Source organism: Streptomyces sp. NPDC016851 (genome assembly GCF_055562795.1).
This window is the reverse complement of the sequence record NZ_JBVHEP010000005.1, coordinates 98,591-121,209: the sequence shown is the minus strand read 5'-3', so window position 1 is coordinate 121,209 and position 22,619 is coordinate 98,591. Positions and strand designations below refer to the sequence as shown.

The 22,619-nt window shown below is 71.9% G+C and carries 24 protein-coding genes; 4 read left to right on the top strand and 20 right to left on the bottom strand.

The features are described 5' to 3' along the window. Window positions 1–28: 28 nt before the first annotated feature. Window positions 29–280 (bottom strand): DUF397 domain-containing protein, encoded by a 252-nt coding sequence (locus tag ACZ3I3_RS10550; protein WP_467364106.1) that lies wholly within the window; start codon window positions 278–280, stop codon window positions 29–31. Then, on the bottom strand, window positions 277–1,149 hold the full coding sequence (locus ACZ3I3_RS10545) for a helix-turn-helix domain-containing protein (protein WP_467364105.1): 873 nt from the start codon (window positions 1,147–1,149) through the stop codon (window positions 277–279). Before ACZ3I3_RS10545 ends, ACZ3I3_RS10550 begins: the two co-directional genes overlap by 4 nt. Before the next feature lie 248 nt (window positions 1,150–1,397). Here ACZ3I3_RS10545 and ACZ3I3_RS10540 point away from each other — a divergent pair, with 248 nt between their 5' ends. Continuing rightward, entirely contained in the window at window positions 1,398–1,844 is a 447-nt protein-coding gene (locus ACZ3I3_RS10540; RefSeq protein ID WP_467364104.1) for an ATP-binding protein, read from the top strand. A 14-nt stretch (window positions 1,845–1,858) separates the two neighbouring features. Here ACZ3I3_RS10540 and era read toward each other — a convergent pair whose 3' ends face one another. Next, complete coding sequence (gene era, locus ACZ3I3_RS10535) at window positions 1,859–2,821, bottom strand: GTPase Era (RefSeq protein WP_467364103.1); 963 nt, start codon at window positions 2,819–2,821, stop codon at window positions 1,859–1,861. A 180-nt stretch (window positions 2,822–3,001) separates the two neighbouring features. Here era and ACZ3I3_RS10530 point away from each other — a divergent pair, with 180 nt between their 5' ends. Then, complete coding sequence (locus ACZ3I3_RS10530) at window positions 3,002–3,340, top strand: P-II family nitrogen regulator (protein ID WP_399409345.1); 339 nt, start codon at window positions 3,002–3,004, stop codon at window positions 3,338–3,340. A 22-nt stretch (window positions 3,341–3,362) separates the two neighbouring features. Here ACZ3I3_RS10530 and ACZ3I3_RS10525 read toward each other — a convergent pair whose 3' ends face one another. The 9 genes from ACZ3I3_RS10525 to ACZ3I3_RS10485 all read right to left on the bottom strand — a co-directional run bounded on the left by ACZ3I3_RS10525 (window position 3,363) and on the right by ACZ3I3_RS10485 (window position 11,392). After that, entirely contained in the window at window positions 3,363–3,839 is a 477-nt protein-coding gene (locus ACZ3I3_RS10525; RefSeq protein WP_467364102.1) for a hypothetical protein, read from the bottom strand. Window positions 3,840–4,020: 181 nt separating this feature from the next. After that, entirely contained in the window at window positions 4,021–4,374 is a 354-nt protein-coding gene (locus ACZ3I3_RS10520; protein ID WP_467364101.1) for a cytidine deaminase, read from the bottom strand. Between the two features lie 20 nt (window positions 4,375–4,394). After that, window positions 4,395–4,754 carry an MmcQ/YjbR family DNA-binding protein gene (locus ACZ3I3_RS10515; protein ID WP_467364100.1) on the bottom strand — a complete coding sequence of 120 codons (360 nt, stop codon included), beginning with the start codon at window positions 4,752–4,754 and terminating at the stop codon, window positions 4,395–4,397. Then, complete coding sequence (locus tag ACZ3I3_RS10510) at window positions 4,751–6,061, bottom strand: hemolysin family protein (protein ID WP_467364099.1); 1,311 nt, start codon at window positions 6,059–6,061, stop codon at window positions 4,751–4,753. Before ACZ3I3_RS10510 ends, ACZ3I3_RS10515 begins: the two co-directional genes overlap by 4 nt. 8 nt (window positions 6,062–6,069) lie before the next feature. Then, window positions 6,070–6,567 (bottom strand): rRNA maturation RNase YbeY, encoded by a 498-nt coding sequence (gene ybeY, locus ACZ3I3_RS10505; protein ID WP_059414063.1) that lies wholly within the window; start codon window positions 6,565–6,567, stop codon window positions 6,070–6,072. 13 nt (window positions 6,568–6,580) lie between these two features. Next, window positions 6,581–7,648: a PhoH family protein gene (locus ACZ3I3_RS10500; protein WP_356924143.1), complete on the bottom strand. Its 1,068-nt coding sequence runs from the start codon at window positions 7,646–7,648 to the stop codon at window positions 6,581–6,583. A 221-nt stretch (window positions 7,649–7,869) separates the two neighbouring features. Next, on the bottom strand, window positions 7,870–9,006 hold the full coding sequence (locus tag ACZ3I3_RS10495) for a carbohydrate kinase family protein (RefSeq protein ID WP_467364098.1): 1,137 nt from the start codon (window positions 9,004–9,006) through the stop codon (window positions 7,870–7,872). A gap of 140 nt (window positions 9,007–9,146) precedes the next feature. Further along, window positions 9,147–10,436: a glucarate dehydratase family protein gene (locus ACZ3I3_RS10490; protein ID WP_467364097.1), complete on the bottom strand. Its 1,290-nt coding sequence runs from the start codon at window positions 10,434–10,436 to the stop codon at window positions 9,147–9,149. Further along, complete coding sequence (locus ACZ3I3_RS10485; RefSeq protein ID WP_467364096.1) at window positions 10,433–11,392, bottom strand: 5-dehydro-4-deoxyglucarate dehydratase; 960 nt, start codon at window positions 11,390–11,392, stop codon at window positions 10,433–10,435. The genes ACZ3I3_RS10490 and ACZ3I3_RS10485 overlap by 4 nt, the downstream gene beginning before the upstream one ends. Window positions 11,393–11,491: 99 nt before the next feature. Between ACZ3I3_RS10485 and ACZ3I3_RS10480 the strand changes: the two genes are divergently transcribed. Both ACZ3I3_RS10480 and ACZ3I3_RS10475 read left to right on the top strand, forming a co-directional pair. Next, window positions 11,492–12,271 (top strand): IclR family transcriptional regulator, encoded by a 780-nt coding sequence (locus ACZ3I3_RS10480; RefSeq protein WP_467364095.1) that lies wholly within the window; start codon window positions 11,492–11,494, stop codon window positions 12,269–12,271. Window positions 12,272–12,473: 202 nt separating this feature from the next. Then, window positions 12,474–13,787 carry an MFS transporter gene (locus ACZ3I3_RS10475; protein WP_467364094.1) on the top strand — a complete coding sequence of 438 codons (1,314 nt, stop codon included), beginning with the start codon at window positions 12,474–12,476 and terminating at the stop codon, window positions 13,785–13,787. Window positions 13,788–13,804: 17 nt separating this feature from the next. Here the strand turns inward: ACZ3I3_RS10475 and ACZ3I3_RS10470 are convergent, their stop codons facing one another. From ACZ3I3_RS10470 to ACZ3I3_RS10435, 8 genes are all read right to left on the bottom strand, one after another. Further along, window positions 13,805–14,797, bottom strand: a complete 993-nt coding sequence (locus ACZ3I3_RS10470; protein WP_467364093.1) for an adenosine deaminase — start codon at window positions 14,795–14,797, stop codon at window positions 13,805–13,807. A 20-nt stretch (window positions 14,798–14,817) separates the two neighbouring features. Continuing rightward, the gene (locus ACZ3I3_RS10465; protein ID WP_467364092.1) at window positions 14,818–15,723 is read right to left on the bottom strand and encodes a ribonuclease Z; all 906 of its coding nucleotides are present in this window, start codon (window positions 15,721–15,723) and stop codon (window positions 14,818–14,820) included. An 11-nt stretch (window positions 15,724–15,734) separates the two neighbouring features. After that, entirely contained in the window at window positions 15,735–16,088 is a 354-nt protein-coding gene (locus ACZ3I3_RS10460; RefSeq protein WP_467364091.1) for a histidine triad nucleotide-binding protein, read from the bottom strand. A 98-nt stretch (window positions 16,089–16,186) separates the two neighbouring features. Then, window positions 16,187–19,387: a S41 family peptidase gene (locus ACZ3I3_RS10455; protein ID WP_467364090.1), complete on the bottom strand. Its 3,201-nt coding sequence runs from the start codon at window positions 19,385–19,387 to the stop codon at window positions 16,187–16,189. Window positions 19,388–19,432: 45 nt separating this feature from the next. Further along, the gene (locus ACZ3I3_RS10450) at window positions 19,433–19,993 is read right to left on the bottom strand and encodes a hypothetical protein (protein ID WP_467364089.1); all 561 of its coding nucleotides are present in this window, start codon (window positions 19,991–19,993) and stop codon (window positions 19,433–19,435) included. 49 nt (window positions 19,994–20,042) lie between these two features. Beyond that, entirely contained in the window at window positions 20,043–20,435 is a 393-nt protein-coding gene (locus ACZ3I3_RS10445) for a VOC family protein (RefSeq protein ID WP_467364088.1), read from the bottom strand. Window positions 20,436–20,452: 17 nt separating this feature from the next. Beyond that, window positions 20,453–21,193 carry a 16S rRNA (uracil(1498)-N(3))-methyltransferase gene (locus ACZ3I3_RS10440; protein WP_467364087.1) on the bottom strand — a complete coding sequence of 247 codons (741 nt, stop codon included), beginning with the start codon at window positions 21,191–21,193 and terminating at the stop codon, window positions 20,453–20,455. Next, window positions 21,190–22,266 (bottom strand): nitronate monooxygenase, encoded by a 1,077-nt coding sequence (locus ACZ3I3_RS10435; protein WP_467364086.1) that lies wholly within the window; start codon window positions 22,264–22,266, stop codon window positions 21,190–21,192. The genes ACZ3I3_RS10440 and ACZ3I3_RS10435 overlap by 4 nt, the downstream gene beginning before the upstream one ends. Window positions 22,267–22,619 lie beyond the last annotated feature (353 nt).

Sequence of the window (22,619 nt, the reverse complement as noted above, 5' to 3'; positions counted from 1 at the left end):
GGGTTTCAGTGGGCCCTGAACGTGGGTTTCAGCGGGCCGTGAGATGGTCGGCGAGGCCCCGCTTGACCCCCGCGACGAACGCGGTGATCTCCTCGGGCGTGTAGATCAGCGCGGGACCGGCGGGATCGGCCGACTGCCGGACCGCCACGCGGCCGTCGGCCAGTTGCTTGGTCTCCACGCACTGGCCCCCGTTGGGGCCGCTCCACGGACGTTCCCAGCCCTGTTCCCCGAGAGCCGACGCGGGCATGCCGTTGTAGACGGTGCCCTCGGCGATGGTCATGAGTACTCCTTCCGCATGCGGTTCAACAGCGCCTTGCTGTCCGCGGACGAGGTCTTCAGCGACAGCCGGTTGTGCGCCTCCAGATGGGCCACGACGTCGGCGCGCTGGTCGAGGTAGACGGACGCGGAGAGGATCTCGCTGTAGACGATGTCGGGCAGCTCCCGTTCCTCGAACCGGAAGTAGGTGAAGGGCGCGCACGCCCCGACGTGGGCGCCCGCGTCGAACGGCACGATGTCGACGCTGACGTGCTCCAGCTCGGCGGCCTCCAGGAGCCGGTCGATCTGCTCGCGCATCACCTCGGGGCCGCCCACCACCCGGTGCAGCACGGCCTCCTCCATCACCACCCACAGCGTGGGCGCGTCCGGCTTGGTGAGCAGGCTCTGGCGGCGCAGCCGCAGCTCCACGCGCCGCTGGAGGTCCTCGTCGTTGTCATTCGGGAAGCCTCCGCGCAGCACGGCGCGCGCGTACCCGGGTGTCTGGAGCAGGCCCGTGACGTAGTGCGGCTCATAGGTGCGCAGGGTTCTCGCGCCGGTCTCCAGACTCACGTAGGCGGTGAACCAGGACGGCATCACATCGCGGTACGGGTGCCACCAGCCGGGCTCGTTGGCCCGCTCGGCCAGGGTGACGAACTCGTCGATCTCCTGCTGCTCCGCCCCGTAGGTCTGGAGCAGCTTCTCGACGTAGAGGATCTTCAGGCCGACCTCGGCCTTCTCCAGGCGGCGGATGGTCAGCGGTGTGACGCGCAGGGCCTTGGCGGCGTCGTCCAGGGAGAGGCCCGCGGTCTGCCGGGCCTCCTGGAGACGGCGCCCGAGGATCATGCGGAGAACGGTGGGCGCGCCGGCGCCGGTGCCTGATCGCGCGTCGCTCACGCCGTGCCTCCCGAGGGGTCGTCACCGGCGCAAGCCTCGCAGGGAGTTGATCGTTCCGCCAAGCGGCCCGGAGCAGCGATACCTTCCTCCTGAAATTATCAGGCAGATGGTTGCAGCGTGAACTGCTCTGCGAGCATAGTTACTTGTGCGAACGGGGCACCGGAACCCCCAACTCCTCTTTCCGGACGGTCCGATTCGCGCCTCGCCCCTTCCTTGACTGCGCCCACCCCCCACGGAAGGCGAACGCCGTGTCCCCCCACACGACTTCCACTCCCCGGTTCCTGGACGCGGTGCGCCCGGGCCGCACGCACTGGCTGGAACTGCCGTCCCACCGGACCAGCGTCCGAGTCGCCCGTCATGCCACGCAGGCGCGGCTGGCCTCGTGGCGGGTACCCGACGACGTGTGCGCGAACGCGGTCCTGCTGGTGTCCGAGCTGGTGACCAACGCCGTTCTGCACACGCCCGGCGCGTGGGTCCTGTGCGGCGTCGGCCGCAGGACGGAGGGGCGTTTCCGGCTGGAGGTGCACGACGGCGACCTCACGGGCCGGGGCATCCCGGACCACTGCCCCGGCCTCGACGACGAGGGCGGCCGCGGCCTGCTGCTCGTCCGCGAGATAGCCGCCAGCTGGGGAGTCACGCGCTCGCCCCTCACGGGCGGCAACGCGGTCTGGGCAAGCCTGGCGACGGCGTTATAGCGGGCCCCGGACCCTCAGAACCCCAGCTTCCGCAACTGCCGCGGATCCCGCTGCCAGTCCTTCGCGACCTTCACGTGCAAGTCCAAGAAGACCGGGGTCCCCAGCAGCGCCTCGATCTGCTTGCGGGACTTGATGCCGACCTCCTTCAGGCGCTTGCCCTTGGGGCCGATGATGATGCCCTTCTGGCTGGGGCGCTCGATGTAGACGAAGGCGTGGATGTCGAGCAGGGGCTTGTCGGCGGGGCGGTCCTCGCGGGGGAGCATCTCCTCGACGACCACGGCGATGGAGTGCGGGAGCTCGTCGCGGACGCCCTCCAGCGCGGCCTCCCGGATCAGCTCCGCGATCATGACCTGCTCGGGCTCGTCGGTGAGGTCGCCCTCGGGGTAGAGCGCGGGGCCCTCCGGCAGGAGCGGGACGAGCAGGTCGGCCAGCAGCTCCACCTGCTGTCCGCCGACCGCCGACACCGGCACGATCTCCGCCCACTCGAAGCCCAGCTCCTTGCCGAGCTGGTCGATCGCGATGAGCTGCTCGGCGAGCGTCTTGCTGTCCACCAGGTCGGTCTTGGTGACGATGGCGATCTTCGGCGTCTTCTTGATGGACGCCAGTTCCTTCGCGATGAAGCGGTCGCCGGGGCCCAGCTTCTCGTTCGCCGGCAGGCAGAAGCCGATCACGTCCACCTCGGCCCACGTCGTGCGCACGACGTCGTTCAGCCGCTCGCCCAGCAGCGTGCGCGGCTTGTGCAGCCCCGGGGTGTCGACCAGGATCAGCTGGGCGTCCGGGCGGTGCACGATGCCCCGCACGGTGTGCCGTGTCGTCTGCGGCTGGTTCGCCGTGATCGCCACCTTCTGGCCGACCAGAGCATTCGTGAGGGTGGACTTGCCCGCGTTGGGACGGCCCACGAAGCAGGCGAAGCCGGCCCTGTGGACAGCCTCGGCCGGCTCTTCGGATGACTGGGTACGAACGCTCATGGCGCCCATTCTCCCTGATTCACGGAGCCCTGCCGCACAGGCGCCCGAACCGCCCGCCCCATGCCTCCGGCCGCAGTCCGGCCCGGACCTTACGGTGCACTCCGAGACGGCCTACGATCACGGCATCCTGGGCCACGGCGCCCCGGTCTCCCCCCTCCGTCGTCTCCCCCGCGCAGAAGGTCCCCAGGCATGAAGCTCATCACCGCGATCGTCAAGCCGTACCGCCTCGACGAGATCAAGAACGCCTTGCAGGAGCTCGGCGTGCAGGGCCTGACCGTGAGCGAGGCCAGCGGCTACGGCCGGCAGCGCGGCCACACCGAGGTGTACCGCGGCGCCGAGTACCAGGTCGACCTGGTGCCGAAGATCCGCATCGAGGTCGTCGTCGAGGACGCGGACGCCGAGGCCGTCATCGACGCGGTCGTGAAGGCCGCGCACACCGGCAAGATCGGCGACGGCAAGGTGTGGGCGCTGCCCGTGGACACGATCGTGCGGGTGCGGACGGGCGAGCGCGGGCCGGACGCGCTGTAGCTCGCGCCCGGCCCGGCCGGGATCAGTCGAACACGAACGGGCCCGGCGACTGCGGCCCGGACGCCGTGCAGGTGATGGTGATGCCGAAGACGGTCATCTTCAGCGAGCCGCCGAAGGCCTCCAGGCTGTCGCCGGAGGCCACGGTGCCGCCTAGGGGTCCGACCTCGACGGGGGCGCCGGCGGCCATCGCCGGGTTCTCAGTACCGGTGAAGTCGACGGTGCCGCCGCCGGCCTTCACCAGGGTGAGGGTGGACGCGATCGAGTCCTCGCCGAGGGCGATCGGCGCCGTGATCGCCGAGGACTTGACGGTGACGGTGGCGGCGGTGCCGTCCTGCGTGGCCGTGAGCGTGGCCTCGCCACTGCCGAAGGTGCCGCAGTCGGCGCTGATCGTCGCCGCCTGTGGGGTGACGGCGAGTGCGGCGGGGGCGAAGGCGAGCCCGGTGACCGCGAGGACGCCGGCCGCCAGGGCCGCGCCTGCTCCGATTCGCTTGCATCTCATGGAATTACGGTTCCCTTTCCGTGTGGGGGGACCGCTCGGCACGTGGATGCGGACACACTGCCGAGAGCCGGACCTGACGGTCCGTCGGAACTGTCGGTTCCATTGATGCGGCCGGGGCAGACGGCGACAAGGTTGAAATCTCGCCTAATTACCGCCGGTTACAGCGAAGTCCGGCCAGGCCTCAGCCGGCCGTGATCGTGGTGTGCACGGTCCCGTCGGGCCCGGCCACCAGCACCGGCGTCTGCGCGCTGCCGAGGTCCCGCACGGCCGCCCGGTCCTGGTCGGACGCGGTCCCACCCTCGGTCACCACGGCCGCGGCCTCCAGCGACCGCGCACCCGAGGCCACCGCCATCGCCACCGCCGCCTGGAGGGCACTGAGCTTCAGGGAGTCGAGGGCCACGGTCCCCGCGACATACGTACGTCCGGTCTCGTCCCGTACGGCCGCCCCCTCGGGCACACCGTTGCGGGCCCGCGCGGAACGGGCCAGGGTGACGATCTTGCGGTCCTCGGGGTCGAGCGCGCTGCTGTCGGTCATGATCCGAGCATACGGAAGCGTCAGGACCGGTCGAGGCGGAGGCGGTCCGCTCGCGGCAGGCCCGCGACGACGAGGTCGTACGAGTCCTCGATCAGCTCCCGGACCAGCCGGTCCGGGAGTCCCCCGTCGCACGTGACCGTGTTCCAGTGCCGCTTGTTCATGTGCCAGCCGGGGACGATCAGGCCCTCGTGCTCGCGGCGCAGCCGGATCGCGTCGTCCGGGTCGCACTTGAGGTTGACCTTCAGGGGACGCGCGTCGAGGTGTGACAGGGCGAAGAGCTTGCCCTGGACCTTGAAGACCGAGATCTCCGGGCTGAACGGGAAGTCCTCGACCGCGGCGTTGAACGACAGGCAGAACGCGCGCAGCTCCTGCGGAGTCATTCCGGCTTCTCCTCCTCGTCGCGTGGAGGGTCCGTCGAGTCCACCGGCTCCACCAGCACCGTCACGATCTTGTTCCGGCGGCCGGCCGCGGCCTCCGCGGTCAGGCGCAGTTCCCGGCCGTCCGGGAGGGCGACGACGGACGACGCGCCGGCGATGGGAACCCGGCCCAGCGCCTTCGCCAGCAGGCCGCCGACCGTCTCGACGTCCTCGTCGTCGAACGCCTCCAGGCCGTACAGCTCGCCCAGGTCTCCGATGTCCAGGCGGGCGGTGACCCGGTAGCGGTCCTTGCCGAGGTCCTCCACCGGCGGCAGTTCGCGGTCGTACTCGTCGGTGATCTCGCCGACGATCTCCTCGAGGATGTCCTCGATGGTGACGATGCCGGCGGTGCCGCCGTACTCGTCGACGGCGACGGCGACGTGGTTGCGTTCCTTCTGCATCTCGCGCAGCAGGTCGCCGGCGTTCTTGGTGTCGGGCACGAAGAACGCCGGGCGCATCGCCGTGGACACCTGCTCGGACTCGGCGTCGCGGCTGATGTGCGTCTTGCGGACCAGGTCCTTCAGATAGACGATCCCGACGATGTCGTCCTCGCTCTCGCCGGTCACCGGGATCCGGGAGAAGCCGGAGCGCAGGGCGAGGGTGAGGGCCTGGCGGATGGTCTTGTAGCGCTCGATGACCACCAGGTCCGTGCGCGGCACCATGACCTCCCGGACGAGGGTGTCGCCCAGTTCGAAGACCGAGTGCACCATGCGGCGCTCCTCGTCCTCGATGAGCGACTCCTTTTCGGCGAGGTCGACCAGCGCCCGCAGCTCCGCCTCGGAGGCGAACGGGCCCCGGCGGAAGCCCTTGCCGGGGGTGAGCGCGTTGCCGATGAGGATGAGCAGCGACGGGATCGGGCCCATGATCCGGGCCAGCGGCACCAGGACGTACGCCGAGACCGTCGCCGTGTTCAGCGGGTGCTGGCGGCCGATGGTGCGCGGGGAGACGCCGACGGCGACGTACGACACGAGGACCATGACCGCGATGGCGATCAGGAGGGCCTCGGTCGTGTTGTCGAACTCCATCAGGCAGCCGTACGTGATCAGCGCGGCGGCGGCCATCTCACAGGCGACGCGGACCAGCAGCGCCACGTTGAGGTAGCGCGTGGGGTCGGCGGCGACCTGGGAGAGCCTGGCGCTGCCCCGGCGGCCGGAGCGCACGGCCTCCTCGGCGCGGAAGCTGGAGACCCGCGCGAGGCCCGCCTCCGCGCAGGCGAAGAGCCAGGCCACGACGACCAGGGCGACCGCACCCAGGGCGAGTTGCGGACTCATCGGCGGCGCTACGAGACCGTCGGCGCCGGGGAGGGCCCGGTCAGGCCCCGCTCCGCGCGCCAGCCGTCCACGATGGCCGCCTGGAGGCCGAACATCTCGGCCTTCTCGTCCGGTTCCTCGTGGTCGTAGCCCAGCAGGTGCAGCACCCCGTGGACGGTGAGGAGCTGGAGCTCCTCGTCCATGGAGTGCTGCGTGTCCGCTTCCTTGCCCTGCTTCTCCGCGACCTCGGGACAGAGCACGATGTCGCCGAGCAGCCCCTGCGGCGGCTCGTCGTCGTCCTTGGACGGCGGGCGCAGCTCGTCCATCGGGAAGGACATGACGTCCGTGGGGCCCGGCAGGTCCATCCACTGGATGTGGAGCTGCTCCATGGCGGCGGCGTCCACGACGATCACCGAGAGCTCGGAGAGCGGGTGGATGCGCATCCGCGCGAGCGCGTAGCGGGCGATGTCGAGGATCGCCTGCTCGTCGACCTCGGTACCGGACTCGTTGTTGACGTCGATCGACATGCTGGTGCTCGGTCTACTTCCCCTTGTGCCCGGACTTGCCGCGGCCCTTGTGCGTGCCGTTCTGGGTGCCGTGCTTGGTGTCGTACTGCTCGTACGCGTCGACGATACGGCCCACGAGCTTGTGCCGGACGACATCGTGGGACGACAGCCGGGAGAAGTGGACGTCCTCGACGCCGTCCAGGATGTCCTGCACCTGCCGCAGACCGCTCTTCGTCCCGTCCGGGAGGTCGACCTGCGTCACGTCACCCGTGATCACGATCTTCGAGTCGAAGCCGAGGCGGGTGAGGAACATCTTCATCTGCTCGGGGCTCGTGTTCTGGGCCTCGTCCAGGATGATGAAGGCGTCGTTGAGCGTGCGGCCGCGCATGTAGGCGAGCGGCGCGACCTCGATCGTGCCCGCCGCCATCAGCCGCGGGATCGAGTCCGGGTCGAGCATGTCGTGCAGCGCGTCGTAGAGCGGGCGCAGGTACGGGTCGATCTTCTCGTAGAGCGTGCCCGGGAGGAATCCGAGCCGCTCTCCGGCCTCGACCGCCGGGCGCGTCAGGATGATGCGGTTGACCTGCTTGGACTGCAGGGCCTGCACCGCCTTGGCCATCGCCAGGTACGTCTTGCCGGTGCCCGCCGGGCCGATGCCGAAGACGATCGTGTGCTTGTCGATCGCGTCCACGTAGCGCTTCTGGTTGAGCGTCTTGGGGCGGATCGTGCGGCCTCGCGAGGACAGGATGTTCTGCGTGAGCACCTGGGCAGGGGTCTCCTGGCCGTCGCTCTCCCCGTTCTCGCTCGCCTTGAGCATGGCGATCGAGCGTTCCACTGCGTCCTCCGTCATCGGCTGTCCGGTGCGGAGCACCAGCATCATCTCGTCGAACACGCGGGCGATGAGGGCGACGTCCACAGGGTCGCCGGCCGCGCTGATCTCGTTGCCCCGGACGTGGATGTCGGCCGCCGGGAAGGCCTTCTCGATCACGCGCAGGAGGGCGTCGCCGGAACCCAGCACCGTCACCATGGGGTGCTGGGCGGGGACGGTGAACTGCGCTCTCGCCTGCTCCTGCGCGGGGGTGTGAGCTGTAGGTGTCTGAGTCATGGGCCGGCGCTGAAGGCCTGCGGTTCCTCCTCTTCACGGCCGCGTAGCTGAGGGCGGCCTCGCGATTCCCAGGGTACGACGGGGGACTGACAACGCCGTAGGGGTTTTGGGGGTGGGGTTGGAAACCGAGGCGAGAGTTCGTCTTGACCGACCGATTCGGGCGGTGGGTGGGCATAGGTCCGGGGGTCCAGGGGGCGGAGCCCCCTGGTCGGCCAGGACGGTCACGCCGAGCGCCGAAAGCCGATCGTAGGCACAGCCCGCCGCAACGGCCAGGGCCTGACCAACTCCTCGGACACCAGGCCGGCCAGGAACCCGTACCTCTCCAATGCCACCGCCGACTGCCCCTCCACCGACTGCACCCGCCGCCACCACGCCGCGATCTCCGACCACCCCGGCGCCGACAACGACCCCCCGAACTCCTGCACGGACAGCGCCGCCGTCAGCCCGGCGAAGGCCAGCCGGTCCGCCAGCGGCCAGTCCGCCAGCGTCCCGGTCACGAACCCGGCGACGAACACGTCCCCCGCCCCCGTGGGATCGAGCGCCTCGACCTCGATCGCCGGCACCTCCGCGGTCTCCCCCGTACGCCGGTCCACCGCGTACGCCCCGTCCGCCCCGAGCGTGACCACCGCGAGCGGCACGTAGTCGGTCAGCGCGTGCGCCGCCGCCCGGGGGCAGTCCGCGCCCGTGTACCGCATGGCCTCCTCGGCGTTCGGCAGGAAGGCCTCGCAGTGCCGCAGGTCGGGCAGCGCCGCCAGGTCCCACGCACCGGTGTCGTCCCAGCCGACGTCACCGAAGACCCGGGTGCCCTTGCCCGCGGCCTGGGCGATCCAGGGCGCGCTCACGCCGGGGGCGAGGGAGGCGACGGCGGCACGCGCGCGGGGCGGGCACTCGGGGGCGGGCTCCTCCGGGGGCGGCTCGTGGCCGTGGGAGACCATCGTGCGCTCGCCCTCGTAGGCCATGGAGACCGTCACCGGGGAGTGCCAGCCGGGCACCGTGCGCGACGGGGAGAGGTCGATGCCCTCGCCGTGCTCCAGGGCGTCCCAGCAGTAGTCGCCGTAGTGGTCGTCGCCGAAGGCCGCCGCGAGGGACGTACGCAGGCCGAGGCGGGCCAGGGCGGTGGCCATGTTGGCCACGCCGCCGGGGCTCGACCCCATCCCGCGCGCCCAGGACTCGGTCCCGCGCACCGGGGCGGAGTCGAGCCCGGTGAAGATGATGTCGAGGAAGACGGTGCCGGTGAGGTAGACGTCCCAGGGCGGGTCGTCCGGCGCGCGCAGCGGGGCGAGGGGATCGACCTGGCTCTGGCGGTGCGATCCCTTTCCGGCCGGGCCCTTTCCTGCCGGGGCGGTGGACGCGATCACGATGCGCTCCCTGACGTGGTGCGGATCAGGCCAGTCTGCACCACATCACTGACAACGTGACGCCGATCACGCCGGACCCACCCGTTCCGTCAGCTCGCACCGGCCCCCCGCGCGCCCCCTGAGCGACCGGAGAGCGGGGGTTACCAGCGGGGCATCGAGGGCGTCACCCACTCCGGGTCGGCGATCCGCATGGCCGCCGCGTCGTCGCGGTCGCGCAGCGCACCGTCGTCATCCAGCCACCGCCGGTGCAGCACGGCCAGCCGCTCACGGTCGAGCTCGACGCCGAGCCCCGGCGCGTCGGACACGGTCACCGCACCGCCCTCGAAGGTGAGCCGCTCGGTGAGCACGTCCTCCGACTGCCAGGGGTAGTGGGAGTCGCAGGCGTGGTGGAGGTTCGGGACGGTGGCCGCCACGTGGGTCATCGCGGCGAGCGAGATGCCCAGGTGGGTGTTGGAGTGCATCGACACGCCGACGCCGAAGGTGCGGCAGATGGCCGCCAGCTGCTGGGTGTTGCGCAGTCCGCCCCAGTAGTGGTGGTCGGAGAGCACGACCTGGACGGCGCTCTTGGTGAACGCCTCCTTGATCTCGGCGAAGGTCGTCACGCACATGTTGGTCGCGAGCGGCACGCCGGTCCGCTCGGCGACCTCGGCCATGGCGGGGGTGCCGAGGGTCGGGTCCTCCAGGTACTCCAGGACGTCCCCGAGTTCCTGCGCCACCTTCAGCGACGTCTGAAGGGACCATGCGCCGTTGGGGTCGAGCCGCAGCGGGTGCCCGGGGAACGCCTCGGCCAGCGCCCGGACGGCCGCGATCTCCTCGTCGGGCGGGAAGACACCGCCCTTGAGCTTGAAGGAGGTGAAGCCGTACCGCTCGGTGAACCGGCGGGCCTGCGCCACCACCCCGGCCGGGTCGACGGCGGCCCCCCAGTCGTCCTTCTCGCAGGCGACGCCCTCCGGGTGGCCGGCCCACTTGTAGAACAGGTAGGCGCTGTACTCGACGGCGTCGCGCACCTTGCCGCCGAGCAGCGCGTGCACGGGCAGCCCGAGGGCCTTGCCGAGGGCGTCGAGGCAGGCGACCTCGAAGGCGGAGACGACGGAAAGGCGCAGCTTGTCGGCCGTCTGGACGCCGCGCAGCCCGCCGACGTCGACGGCGTTCTCGACCCGGGAGCGGTCGACGGCGACCTGGTCCGCGACCGTGAACAGCCCGTTGAGGTCGCTGACCTGCCGCCCCTTCAGCCGCTCGGCGAAGGGCCGGGCCAGTTCCAGGTACTTGGTGTCGCCGTAGGTCTCCCCCACGCCGGTGACCCCGTCCGCCGTGACGACCTCGACGATCAGCCGGGGCGTGTAGGGCTGGTGCACACCCTGCGTGTTGAGCAGCGGCGGGTCCGCGACCAGGATCGGCGTCAGCCGTACGTCGGTGATGTCGAGGTTCACAGGGCGGCTCCTACGAGGTCGAGTCCCGCGGTGAGGAGGGCGGTGAGGGCGGCCAGGTCGGCGGGCGAGGGGTCGGTGAGCGGGGCGCGGACGGGGCCCACGGGGTGGCCGCGCAGCCGGGCCGCCGCCTTCACCAGGGACACGGCGTACCCGGGGACGCGGTCGCGCAGTTCGACGAGCGGGACGTAGAAGCCGCGCAGCAGTTTGTCGACGGTGCCGTGGTCGCCGTCGCGCAGGGCGGTGAAGAAGGCGCCGGCGATCTCGGGGGCGAAGGCGTGGACGGCGGAGGAGTAGGCGGGGACGCCGACGGCGGCGTAGGCGCGGGCCTGGATCTCGGCGGTGGCGGCGCCGTTGAAGAACAGGAAGTCCTCGGGGGCGGCGAGGGTGAGGCGCTGGAGCCGGTCGAGGTCGCTGTGGCCGTCCTTGAGGCCGATGACGCCGGGCAGGGCAGCGATGCGCCGGAGCGACTCGGCGGTGAACGTGACCTGGCCGCGCTGGTAGGCGATCAGCGGCAGCCGGGTGCGGGCGGCGATCTGTTCCAGCTGTGCGACGAGTCCGTCCTGCGGGGCGGTGACGAGGTAGTGCGGCAGCACGAGGAGCGCGTCGGCGCCGGCGTCCTCGGCGATGCGGGCGAACCGGACGGCCTGCGCCCAGCCGTAGCCGATGCCCGCGACGACGGGGACGCGGCCCGCCGCCTCCTCGACCGTGATGGTGACGACCTGCCGGTACTCGTCCTCGTCGAGCGAGAAGAACTCGCCGGTGCCGCAGGCGGGGAAGACGGCTCCGGGCGAGGCGGCGAGCCGGTCCGCGACGTAGGCGCGGAAGCCGTCCGGGTCGAGGCTGCCGTCGTCGCGGAAGCTGGTCAGCGGGAACGACAGCACGCCCCCGGCCATGCCCTTCCGCAGCCGGTGTGCGACCGCACCCGGTCCCGCGCTCACGGTCGTCTCCTCGGTCATCCCCTCGCCATCTCCTTATGTAGACGTCATTTATGTATGAGAATGAGGGTTGGGTAGGCGAACGTCAACCGCACGGGGCGGCCCGATTACGATCAGCACATGTCAGACACAGGTGGCGTCCGCGAAGTGAAGTCCGCGGCCCGCACGGTCGAGTTGCTGGAACTCCTCGCGGCGCGCGGCGACCGCCCGGCCCGGCTCCAGGAGCTGGCCGACGAACTCGGCGTGCCGCGCAGCTCGATGTACGCGCTGCTCCAGACCCTGGTCTCGCGCGGCTGGGTCCGCACGGACGTCACCGGATCCCTGTACGGCATCGGCATCCACGCCCTGCTCACCGGCACCAGCTACCTCGACTCCGACCCGCGGGTCAGGGTCGTACGGCCGTATCTCGACGAGGCGTCCGAGGCGCTCGGCGAGACGATCCACATGGGCCGGCTGGACGGCCGGGACGTGGCGTATCTGGCGACGCGGGAGTCGCACGAGTACCTGCGCACGATCAGCCGGGTGGGACGGCGCCTGCCCGCGCACGCCGGGGCCCTGGGCAAGGCCCTGCTGGCACAACGCCCGGACGCGGACCTGCCCGAGGGGCCGTACGAGGCGCTGACCCCGAACACGCACACCAGCCGGGAGTCCCTGGCGGCCGACCTCGCCCGGGTCCGGGCCCGCGGCTGGTCCGTGGACCGCGAGGAGGGCGTGATGGGCATCGTCGGCTTCGGGTTCGCGCTGCGCTACGACATCCCGGCGCTGGACGCGATCAGCTGCTCGGTGCCGGTGGCCCGGCTCACGCCGGAGCACGAGGAGCGGATCGTCGCCGTGATGCGGGAGATCCGGGCGAAAGTGGAGGCGACGGTTCCGGGAGCCGGATCGGTGCACTGGCGTTAACGGAAACGCCCACGCCACCTGGTAAAAGGCCCTCGTCTACCCGGCCTTCACCGCATCAAACGCAACGTGTGCCACATCACACCCCGCGGGTTAACTCGTACGACTACTTGCTTGATACAAATTGCCCGCGCGTTCCTGTCCGTCGACGGTCGTCGCCCATCCCCCACCTCCACCGCTCCTTTCGCATGCCCTGGGAACGCCCGTGCTCGCCCCCCGCACCACCTCCTGGCCCCTCGTCGCCCTTTTCACGGCCGGGTACCTCGCCCCGTACCTGCTGCCGACCACCGTCGGCAGACTCGACTCGGGCCTTCCGCTCTCCGCCACCCAGGCCGGCGCCGTCGGCAGTGCGCTGCTGCTGAGTTCGGCTGCCGCCGGATTCGCCCTGGCCTCACGGGTCGAGACCCTCGGAGCCCGCACGCTCGCCCGGCTCGGGCTCGCCCTGGCCCTGCTCGGCTACGGCGCCGCCGCACTGTCCACCGCCGTCCCGGCCGTCGTCGCCGGCGCGATGGTCGGCGGCTTCGGATCCGGCACGGCCACCACCGTGGCCGCCACCCTGATAGCCGCCCAGCGGGATCCGCACCGGGCCTCCACGGCCGGGCTGCTCACCGTCTCCGCCCTCGCGGGCGCCGTGTATCTGACGGTCCCGCACCTCGGCCCGGGGCACGGCCTGCCCCTGGCCGCGATCGCCCTCACCGCCCTGGCCGTGTGGCCGTTGACCGGCCGTCTGCCCGCCGGCACGCCCGCCGCGCCCACGCGGCACCACAAGGCCCGGCTGCCCCACGCCCGTTCGGGCCTGGTGCTGGCCGTCGCCATGCTGTGCTGGTCGCTCGCCCAGAACTCCCTGTGGGGCGTGAGCGGACAGATCGGGCTGACCCAGGCCCACCTCGGCGAGGCCACCGTCGGTGTCGTCTTCGCCGTGGCGCTGGGCGCCGGACTGACCGGCGTCCTCGCGGCGGGCGCGCTCGGGGCGCGGCTGGGACGCGCGGTGCCGATCGGTGCGGGCACGGTCCTGATCGCCGGCTGCATCGTGCTCAGCGCCTCCGCGACCGACCTGACGAGCTTCGCGACCGGCGAGATCGCCTGGAACACCCTGTATCCGGTGGTGCTGTCGTACCTGATCGGGCTCGCCGCCTCGCTCGACCCGCGCGGCCGCTGGGCGGTGCTCGTCGGCTCGGCGTCCTCGCTGGGCACGGCCGCCGGGCCGCTGGCCGGCAGCGTGCTGTCGGCGCAGGCCGGGTTCCCGGTCATGGGCGCGATCCTGGCCGCCGGTCTGCTGGTGATCGCCCTGCCGATGACCGCCGTCGCCCTGCACACGAGCGGACGCCCGCTGCTCGCCGGGGCGATCCGCCGCCGCGGCGGCCACCCGGCCGCCCTGGTCGCCGCCACCACGGGCACCCCCACCGGCGCGGTCCCCGAGATCGGCGCCCGCGAACAGCAGGTGGTGGAGATCCCCGTGGACGCCCCGGCCGTCCCGGCCCAGCGCGCCTACGGCCAGGCGGGGTCGGAGATCTTCTGAGGCCTACGGGTGGTTCCTCAGCGGAACTCGTAGGCCTCCACCTCGGCGAGATACCGCGCCCGCAGCTCCTCGTCGTCCTCCAGGAACGAGGCGAGGAAGGAGTTGCGGGCCAGCTCGCGCAGCCGGTCCTCGCTCAGACCGAGGGTGTCGCGGACGGCGTCGAAGTTGTCACCGGCGTACCCGCCGAAGTACGCCGGATCGTCCGAGTGCACCGTGCACATCAGCCCGGCGTCCAGCATGGCGGGCAGCGGATGGTCGGCGAGGGTGTCGACGGTCCGCAGCCGGACGTTCGACAGGGGGCACAGCGTCAGCGGCACCCGCTCCCGCACCAGCCGCTCCACCAGCGCCGGGTCCTCCACGCAGCGCAGCCCGTGGTCGACCCGCTCGACGCCGAGGACGTCCAGGGCCTCGGTGATGTACTCCGGCGGCCCCTCCTCACCGGCGTGCGCGACCCGCCGCAGCCCGAGCGCGGCGGCGGCCTCGTACACCTCGCGGAACTTCGCCGGCGGATGCCCGACCTCGGCCGAGTCGAGTCCGACGCCGGTGATCCGGTCCAGGTACGGCTTGGCCGCCTCCAGGGTCGCCAGGGCCGACTCGGCGGGCTCGTCGCGCAGGAAGCACAGGATCAGCCGGGTCGAGACGCCGTGCCGGGACTCGCTGTCGGCCAGCGCCCGCCACAGCCCCTCGACGACCGTGCCGAGCTCCAGCCCGCGGCTGGTGTGGGCCTGCGGGTCGAAGAAGATCTCCGCGTGCCGCACGCCCTGGGCGGCGGCGCGTGCGAGGTACTCGTTCGCCAGGTCCTCGAAGTCCCGCTCGGTGCGCAGGACGGCCATGAGCTCGTAGTACAGGTTCAGGAACGACTGCAGGTCCTCGAACCGGTACGCCTCGCGCAGCTCGTCCGTGTCCGCGTACGGCAGCGTGAGGCCATTGCGCGTGGCGAGCTCGAAGGCGAGTTCCGGTTCCAGGGTGCCTTCGATATGAAGGTGCAGTTCGGCTTTGGGGAGGGACATCAATTCATCGTACGGGCGTTTCACCGACGCTTCGGAACCGGCACCCGCAGAAGGTCGTGCGCCACGGTCAGCTCCCCCTCGTACCCCGCCGCCCGCGCCTGCCGCTCGAACTCGTCCGGGTCGGTGTAGCGCTGGCTGAAGTGGGTCAGCACGAGGTGCCGCACACCGCCGTCCCGGGCCACCCGCGCGGCCTGACCCACCGTCAGGTGGCCGTGCTCCACGGCGAGTTGCTCGTCCTCGTCGAGGAAGGTCGACTCGATGACGAGCATGTCGCAGCCCTCGGCGAGCGCGTACACCCCCTCGCACAGCCGGGTGTCCATGACGAACGCGAACCGCTGCCCGCGCCGCACCTCGCTGACGTCCTCCAGCAAGACCCCGCCGAGCGAGCCCTCGCGCTGGATCCGGCCGATGTCCGGACCCTTGATGCCGTGCGCGGCGAGCCGCTCGGGCAGCATGCGCCGGCCGTCGTGCTCGGTGATCCGGTAGCCGTACGACTCGATCGAGTGCGACAGCCTGCGGGTGTCCAGCGTGTACGACGGCGTGACCGCGAGCACGCCGTCCCCGTCGGCCGGGGCCTCGGTGAGGAAGACGGTCGCGCGGTAGGGCGTGGCGTACTGGAGCCGCTCGTAGAAGCGCTGCCCGGACTTCGGGTAGTGGGCGGTGATCTCGTGCGGCACCTGGTCGAGGTTGATGCGCTGGATGACCCCGGGCAGACCGAGTGCGTGGTCGCCGTGGAAGTGCGTGACGCAGATCCGGTTCAGGTCGTGCGCGGCGACCCCGGCCCGCACCATCTGGCGCTGCGTGCCCTCGCCGGGGTCGAACAGGATGCCCTCGCCGTCCCAGCGGAGCAGGTAGCCGTTGTGGTTGCGGTGGCGGGTCGGGACCTGGCTGGCGGTGCCGAGCACCACGAGTTCGCGTACGGACAAGGCGTTTCCCGTTAGCCGGGGGGCCATTCGAGGCCGCGGCCGCCGAGCACGTGGCCGTGCACGTGCCAGACCGTCTGGCCGGCGCCGCTGCCGGTGTTGAAGACGAGGCGGTAGCTGTCCAGCTTCTCCTCGTCGGCGACGGCCTGGGCCTCGCGGATCACGTCCGCGGTGAGGGCCGGGTCGGCGGCGGCGAGGGCGGCGGCGTTCTCGTGGTGCGCCTTGGGGATGATCAGGACGTGGGTGGGGGCCTGGGGGTTGATGTCGCGGAACGCGATGGTGGTGTCCGTCTGGCGGACGATCGTCGCCGGGATGGTTCCGGCGACGATCTTGCAGAACAGGCAGTCTTCCTGGGGCTCCCCTGCCATGTTTCCTCCGGGGGTTGGCCGAATTTCGGTCTTGCCGGGCATCGTATCGTCGTCGGGTGCGGGTGCTTTGTGGCTGGTCGCGCAGTTCCCCGCGCCCCTTAGGTTGGCAAGCTCGGAGGCGTTTTTGCCGGTACTGCCTCCAATGCTTCCAGTGCCAGTCGGATCGCCTCGTCCAGTTGGGGGTCCCTGTCCGCCGCGTAGTCCTGGGGGCGCTGGAGGACCTCCACATCCGGGTCCACCCCGTGGTTCTCCACACCCCACTCGTAACCCTCGAGCCAGAAGGCGTACTTGGGCTGGGTGACCAGGGTGCCGTCGACCAGGCGGTAGCGGCTGTCGATGCCGATGACGCCGCCCCAGGTGCGGGTGCCGACCACCGGGCCGAGGCCCAGGGCCTTGATCGCGGCGTTGACGATGTCGCCGTCGGAGCCGGAGAACTCGTTGGCGACGGCCACGACGGGGCCGCGGGGGGCGTCCTCGGGGTAGCTGTAGGGGCGCATGCCGCGCGGGACGGCCCAGCCGACGATGCGGCGGGCGAGTTTCTCGACGACCAGTTGGGAGGTGTGGCCGCCGCGGTTCTCGCGGACGTCGACGACCAGGCCCTCGCGGGCGACCTCGACGCGCAGGTCGCGGTGGATCTGGGCCCAGCCGGGGGCCTGCATGTCCGGGACGTGGAGGTAGCCGAGGCGGCCGCCGGACTTCTCGTGGACGTAGGCGCGCCGGTCGGCGACCCAGGCGTGGTAGCGCAGCGGCTCCTCGTCGGCGACCGGGACGACGACGGCGTGCCGCGGGTCGCCGCCGCCGGACGGGGAGATGGTCAGCTCCACCGGCTTGCCCGCCGTGCCGATCAGCAGCGGGCCGGGTCCGGCCACCGGGTCGACCGGCTGGCCGGCGATGGCGAGGATCGCGTCCCCGGGGCGTACGGCGACGCCGGGTGCGGCCAGCGGGCTGCGCGCGTCCGGGTCGGAGGTCTCGGAGGGCAGGATGCGGTCGACGCGCCAGCTGCCGTCCTCGTGGCGGGAGATGTCCGCGCCGAGCAGACCCTGGCGGGGGCCTCCGCCGAAGCCGCCGCGCGGGGTGACGTAGGCGTGCGAGGTGCCGAGTTCGCCCTGCACCTCCCACAGCAGGTCGACCAGGTCGTCGTGGGTGGCGAGCCGGTCCACGACCGGCCGGTAGCGGTCGAGGACGCCGGCCCAGTCGACGCCGCTCATGTCGGGCCGCCAGAAGTGGTCGCGCATGATGCGGCCGTTCTCGTCGAACATCTGCCGCCACTCGGCGGCCGGGTCGATGAACTGGCGTACGCGGCCCAGGTCGACGGTGATGTTGGTGTCGCTGTCGTCGTCGCCGGAGGCGCGCCGGTCGCTGGGGACGACCTTCAGCCGTCCGTCGGTCCACAGCAGCACCCGTTTGCCGTCGCCGCTGACCTCGAAGTGGTCGGCGTCGACGGCGAGATGCTCGACGCGCTGCTGGGCGAGGTCGTAGCGCTCCAGCTCGGACTTGGGGTCGGGGTCGTCCGGGGTGGCCCGGGACGCGCCGAGCACACCGGCGACCGGGTGGCGCAGCCACAGGACGCCGTCCTTGGCGGCGCGCAGGTTGGAGTAGCGGGCGGCCTCGACCGGGAAGGGCACGATGCGGTCGGCGAGGCCTTCGAGGTCGATGCGGGTGGTGGGGGTGCCCTCGCTGTCGGGGGTCTCCTCCCGGTCGGGCGTCTCGAAGGACCGGCCGTGCCGCTGCGGCCCGAACGGGGAGGGCGTGGTGGCCGCGAGCGTGATCAGATGCGGCCGGGCGCCCTCCACGAAGGCCAGGTCGAAGACGTGCTCGTCGTAGACCGGGTCGAAGGAGCGGGTCGACAGGAACGCGAGGTGCTTGCCGTCCGTCGTGAACGCCGGCGCGTAGTCCTGGAAGCGCAGCGGGGTCGCCTCGGTGACCGACAGGTCGGTGGTGTTGGCGAGCTTCAGCTGCGACAGGGGGCGCGGGCCGGGGTGGGACCAGGCGAGCCAGGAGGAGTCGGGTGAGAAGACGAGCCCGGACACGTCACCGTCATCGCTGCGGTCCACCTCCCGCACCTCGCCCGTCTCCCTCTCGACGAGCAGCAGACGACCGTCGTGGGAGGCAACGGCCGCGCGGCTGCCGTCCGGTGCCATGGCGAGGTCCAGCACCCTGCCGAGCTGCCCGGCGGCGAGCCGGCGCGGTGTCGCCCCCGGTGCGAGGCCGGTGGCGGGCGCGAACTCCAGGGCGTCGTCGCCCTCGGCGTCCGTGACCCACACCACCCACTCCTCGCCGTCCGCGCGGAACGCCCGCGGCAGCCTGGCCCGGACGCCGGGCGTCGCGGCCAGGGCGCGGGCCGGGCCGGAGCGGTGGGTGACCCAGTGGACGCAGCCGCGTACGGACACGGCGCTGCCGCGCGCGGTGTGGTCCGGGGACGCCGAGCCGAACCACCGGGAGGCGTTCACGGGGAACGGCTGGAGGTCGACGCGCTGTCCGCCGAGCCGCACGTCGAGCCGCCGCGGCTCGGCCCCGTCCAGGTCGTCCAGCACCCACAGCTCACCGGCGCTGGAGTAGACGACACGGGTGCCGTCGGTCGCGGCGTGCCGGGCGTAGAAGCCGTCGAGCGGCGTGTGCCGGCGCAGGTCAGATCCGTCGGCGAGGGAGGAGTACAGCGCGCCGGTGCCCTCGTGGTCGGACAGGAAGGCGATCCGGTCCCCCACCCACAGCGGGTACTCGATGTTCCCGTCCAGCCCCTCATGGAGCCGTACGAACTCGCCGTCTCCGTCCGGGTCGATCCACAACTTCCCCGCCGTACCGCCCCGGTACCGCTTCCACCACGCGGCCTCGCGCCCCATCGGGGCGGACAGCAGGACGACACTCGGCCCGTAGGCGATGTCACCGACCGGCCCGTACGGCAGGGTGGTGGCCGGACCGCCGTCGAGCGGGACGGCACGCGCCCAGGTGCGGCGCAGGCTCGCCTGGCCCTGGGAGCTGATCGCGAGCACGTCGCCGTCCGGGGTCCAGCCGCGCACCTGGGTCTTGAGACTGCCCCAGTACGTCAGGCGCTTGGCGGGGCCGCCGTCGACCGGGGCGATGTGCACCTCGGGGGCGCCGTCGCGGGTGGAGGTCCAGGCGACCGTGGTGCCGTCGGGCGAGATACGGGGCAGGGTCACCGGCACGTTCTCGGCGCTGACCCGCCAGGCCCGTCCGCCGTCGAGGGGAGCGAGCCACACGTCGTCCTCGGCGGTGAAGGCGACCAGGTCACCGTGCACGTGCGGGAAGCGGAGGTAAGCAGGCGATGCGGACTGTGTCACCCGATCACCCTATGCAGGGAGGCCGTCGTACGGACAGGGTTCGGATCACTTGCCCTCGACAGGGCGGCAGTCCGGGTACCGGTCGCACCAGATGGTCTGCGTGACGGTCACGGTGACGGTGGGACCGGGCTGCTGCCCGTTCGAGGGCCCGCCTCCGACGGGCGGCGGGCTGGTGGAGTTGCAGTCGCCGAGCCCGTCGACCTGGAACCACACCTTGCCGTCCACCTTGGCGGTGATGTTCCCGCGCACACAGGCGCCGTCCACCGCGTGGGTGACCTTGCCGTCGACGGTGATGTCCTTCCCGTCCTCCGTCTCCCCCTCGCAGTCGACGGTGACGACGGTCCTCTCACTCGCCGACGGCGACGGCTTCCCGCCCTGGCCGGAATCCCCGTAGGAGCCGGTGCACGTCAGCCAACGCACGCCCGCCTTCTGCCGGTTGAGCTCCTTGGTGACGGCTTCGTCGGTGGTGTACGCGACGGTCGCGGAACTGATCCCGCCACCGGGTTCACACGCCACCGCGCCGCCGACGGCAGCCACCGCGCAGGTCACCGCGGCCGCCACCGTACGGTTGCGCGGCCCTCGCCAAATCCTCCTCAGTGCCCCCATGGAGGGGAGCCTGCCACCGTCGGGGGCCGCGCGGTAGGGCGCAAAGGCGTCAGCCGCGCAGCAGCAACCACTCCTGCAGCTCGACCAAGTTGCCCTCGGGGTCCTTGAGGTGGGCGACGCGCAGGCGGTCGGTCAGGTGGGTCGGGCCGTGGAGGATCGTGGCGCCGCGCATCGTGATCTCCTCGCAGTACCCGTCCAGGGCGTCTACGCGCAGGACGACCAGGGAGCGGTGGCCGTTCGCCGTGTCGCCCAGCTCGTCCAGGACCTCGGCCATCATCGAGCGGTCCTGCAGCGCGATGCCCGCGGAGCCCACCGCGGGGCTGAACTTCTCGTACGGGCCGTCCGCCGCCCCCGACTGCGGCTTGAGGCCGAGGACCTCGCCGTAGAAGTGGTAACAGGCGGCGAAGTCGGTCACGAGCAGTCGTACCTGTGCGAGTTCCACGGTGCCTCCGAGAGGGTTCAGGTCCAGCGGCCGGTGCGAGCCAGGAGCACGGCCGCGGCCGCCGTCCCGGCAGTCGATGTGCGCAGCACACTGCGCCCGAGGCGATACGCCTTGCCCCCCGCTTGCGCGAACAGCGCCAACTCCTCCGGCGCCACGCCCCCTTCGGGTCCCACGACGAGCACGATCTCCCCGGACGACGGCAGTTCGGCCGTCGCCAGTGCCTCGTCCCCGCTCTCGTGCAGCACGGCGGCGAAGTCGGCAGCGGCCAGCAGCGCGGCGACCTGCTTGGTCGTCGCCGCCTCCGCGACCTGCGGGAAACGCACCCGGCGGGACTGCTTGCCCGCTTCCCGGGCCGTCGCCCGCCACTTGCCCAGCGCCTTCAGTCCGCGGTCGCCCTTCCACTGCGTGATGCAGCGCGCCGCCGCCCACGGCACGATCGCGTCGACGCCGACCTCCGTCATCGTCTCGACGGCCAGCTCCCCGCGGTCGCCCTTGGGCAGCGCCTGGACGACGGTGAGGCGGGGCTGCTCCGGCGGCTCCTCCGTCACCGGGTCCAGCCGGACGATCAGCCGGTCCTTGCCCTCGGTATCGAGCACGACACCGTCCGCCCAGCGTCCTGCCCCGTCGGTGAGGACGACGTCCTCACCGGGCCGCAGCCGCTTCACGGAGACGGCGTGCCGTCCCTCCGGGCCGTCGAGGACGTGACGGCCGCCCCCGGCCGTGTCGAAGTGCTCGACCACGAACACCGGAGCCGTCATCGGATGCCGCCAACGCCCGACAACGCTGTCCGCGCCGAGGCGAGTTCACCGGCCAGCACCTCCACGAGCTGCCCGGCGGACAGCTCCCGCGCCATCCGGTGGCCCTGCCCGGCCCACAGCGCCATGCCCTGCGCGTCCCCCGCCTTGGCGGCGGCCTTGCGCAGCGGCGCGGTGAGGTGGTGGATCTCGGGATAGGCGGCGGGCGCGTACGGGCCGTGCTCGCGCAGGAAACGGTTGACCAGGCCGCGCGCCGGGCGCCCGGAGAAGGCCCGGGTCAACTCCGTACGGACGAACAGGGGGTTGGTCAGCGCCTGCTTGTGCAGGGCGTTCGCACCCGACTCGGCGGTGGCGAGGAACGCGGTGCCGAGCTGGGCCGCGCTCGCGCCCGCCGCGAGGACCGCGGCGATCTGGCCGCCGCGCATGATGCCGCCGGCGGCGATGATCGGGATGTTCACGGTCTCCCGGATCTGGGCGACCAGCGACAGCAGTCCGATGCCCGAACCGTCCGTCTCGGGGATGTCCCGGTGCGTGCCCTGGTGGCCGCCGGCCTCGACGCCCTGCGCGATGACCGCGTCCGCGCCGGACCGCTCGACGGCCCGGGCCTCGTCGGGGGTGGTGGCGGTGACCAGGACGAAGGTGCCGACCCGGTGCAGGGCGTCGACGACCTCCCGGCTCGGCGCGCCGAAGTGGAACGACACCACCGGCACGGGGTTGTCGCGCAGGACCGCGAGCTTGGTCTCGTAGCCGTCGTCGCGGCCGCTGTCGGGGTCGCCGAGCTCGGCCTCGTACCAGGAGGCCTCGCCGGCCAGCTGGTGGGCGTAGACGTCGATGGCGGCGGGGTCGGCGTACTCCGGCTGCGGCATGAAGAGGTTCACGCCGAAGGGCCTGCCGGTGAGGCTCCTCAGCTGCTTGATCTCCTCGTACATCCCGTCGGCGGTCTTGTACCCGGCGGCGAGGAACCCGAGCCCGCCCGCCTCGCACACGGCGGCGGCGAGCTTCGGCACGGAGACGCCGCCCGCCATGGGGGCCTGCACGATCGGGTGGGGGAAGAGATCGGTCAGCGCGGAGGACATGACCGCATGTTGTCACGTCCTCCGGACTACTCCGAAACCGGCCTGCCGTGTGGCATAGACCAGAGGAAAAGCCACCCGCAGGCCCCCCGAGGAGCCGGCGTCAGCGCCCGTTGAACGCGTCCTTCAACCGGGAGAACATCCCTTGCTGCCCAGGCTGACCGTGCCTGCCCGGGGGCCGACCCCCGGACCCCCAGCAGCGGCCGGACCGCCGGCGTCAGCGCCCGTTGAACGCGTCCTTCAGCCGAGAGAACAGCCCCTGCTGCCCAGGCTGACCGTGCCTGCCCGGGGGCCGACCCCCGGACCCCCAGCAGCGGCCGGACCGCCGGCGTCAGCGCCCGTTGAACGCGTCCTTC

What these genes read in the sequence shown, in the direction of transcription:
- ACZ3I3_RS10550 (WP_467364106.1), bottom strand. Translation starts at nt 280, where the DNA reads ATGACCATCGCCGAGGGCACCGTCTACAACGGCATGCCCGCGTCGGCT.
- era (WP_467364103.1), bottom strand. Translation starts at nt 2,821, where the DNA reads ATGGGCGCCATGAGCGTTCGTACCCAGTCATCCGAAGAGCCGGCCGAG.
- ACZ3I3_RS10530 (WP_399409345.1), top strand. Translation starts at nt 3,002, where the DNA reads ATGAAGCTCATCACCGCGATCGTCAAGCCGTACCGCCTCGACGAGATC.
- ACZ3I3_RS10525 (WP_467364102.1), bottom strand. Translation starts at nt 3,839, where the DNA reads ATGAGATGCAAGCGAATCGGAGCAGGCGCGGCCCTGGCGGCCGGCGTC.
- ACZ3I3_RS10520 (WP_467364101.1), bottom strand. Translation starts at nt 4,374, where the DNA reads ATGACCGACAGCAGCGCGCTCGACCCCGAGGACCGCAAGATCGTCACC.
- ACZ3I3_RS10515 (WP_467364100.1), bottom strand. Translation starts at nt 4,754, where the DNA reads ATGACTCCGCAGGAGCTGCGCGCGTTCTGCCTGTCGTTCAACGCCGCG.
- ACZ3I3_RS10510 (WP_467364099.1), bottom strand. Translation starts at nt 6,061, where the DNA reads ATGAGTCCGCAACTCGCCCTGGGTGCGGTCGCCCTGGTCGTCGTGGCC.
- ybeY (WP_059414063.1), bottom strand. Translation starts at nt 6,567, where the DNA reads ATGTCGATCGACGTCAACAACGAGTCCGGTACCGAGGTCGACGAGCAG.
- ACZ3I3_RS10500 (WP_356924143.1), bottom strand. Translation starts at nt 7,648, where the DNA reads ATGACTCAGACACCTACAGCTCACACCCCCGCGCAGGAGCAGGCGAGA.
- ACZ3I3_RS10485 (WP_467364096.1), bottom strand. Translation starts at nt 11,392, where the DNA reads ATGACCGAGGAGACGACCGTGAGCGCGGGACCGGGTGCGGTCGCACAC.
- ACZ3I3_RS10480 (WP_467364095.1), top strand. Translation starts at nt 11,492, where the DNA reads ATGTCAGACACAGGTGGCGTCCGCGAAGTGAAGTCCGCGGCCCGCACG.
- ACZ3I3_RS10470 (WP_467364093.1), bottom strand. Translation starts at nt 14,797, where the DNA reads ATGTCCCTCCCCAAAGCCGAACTGCACCTTCATATCGAAGGCACCCTG.
- ACZ3I3_RS10460 (WP_467364091.1), bottom strand. Translation starts at nt 16,088, where the DNA reads ATGGCAGGGGAGCCCCAGGAAGACTGCCTGTTCTGCAAGATCGTCGCC.
- ACZ3I3_RS10450 (WP_467364089.1), bottom strand. Translation starts at nt 19,993, where the DNA reads ATGGGGGCACTGAGGAGGATTTGGCGAGGGCCGCGCAACCGTACGGTG.
- ACZ3I3_RS10440 (WP_467364087.1), bottom strand. Translation starts at nt 21,193, where the DNA reads ATGACGGCTCCGGTGTTCGTGGTCGAGCACTTCGACACGGCCGGGGGC.
- ACZ3I3_RS10435 (WP_467364086.1), bottom strand. Translation starts at nt 22,266, where the DNA reads ATGTCCTCCGCGCTGACCGATCTCTTCCCCCACCCGATCGTGCAGGCC.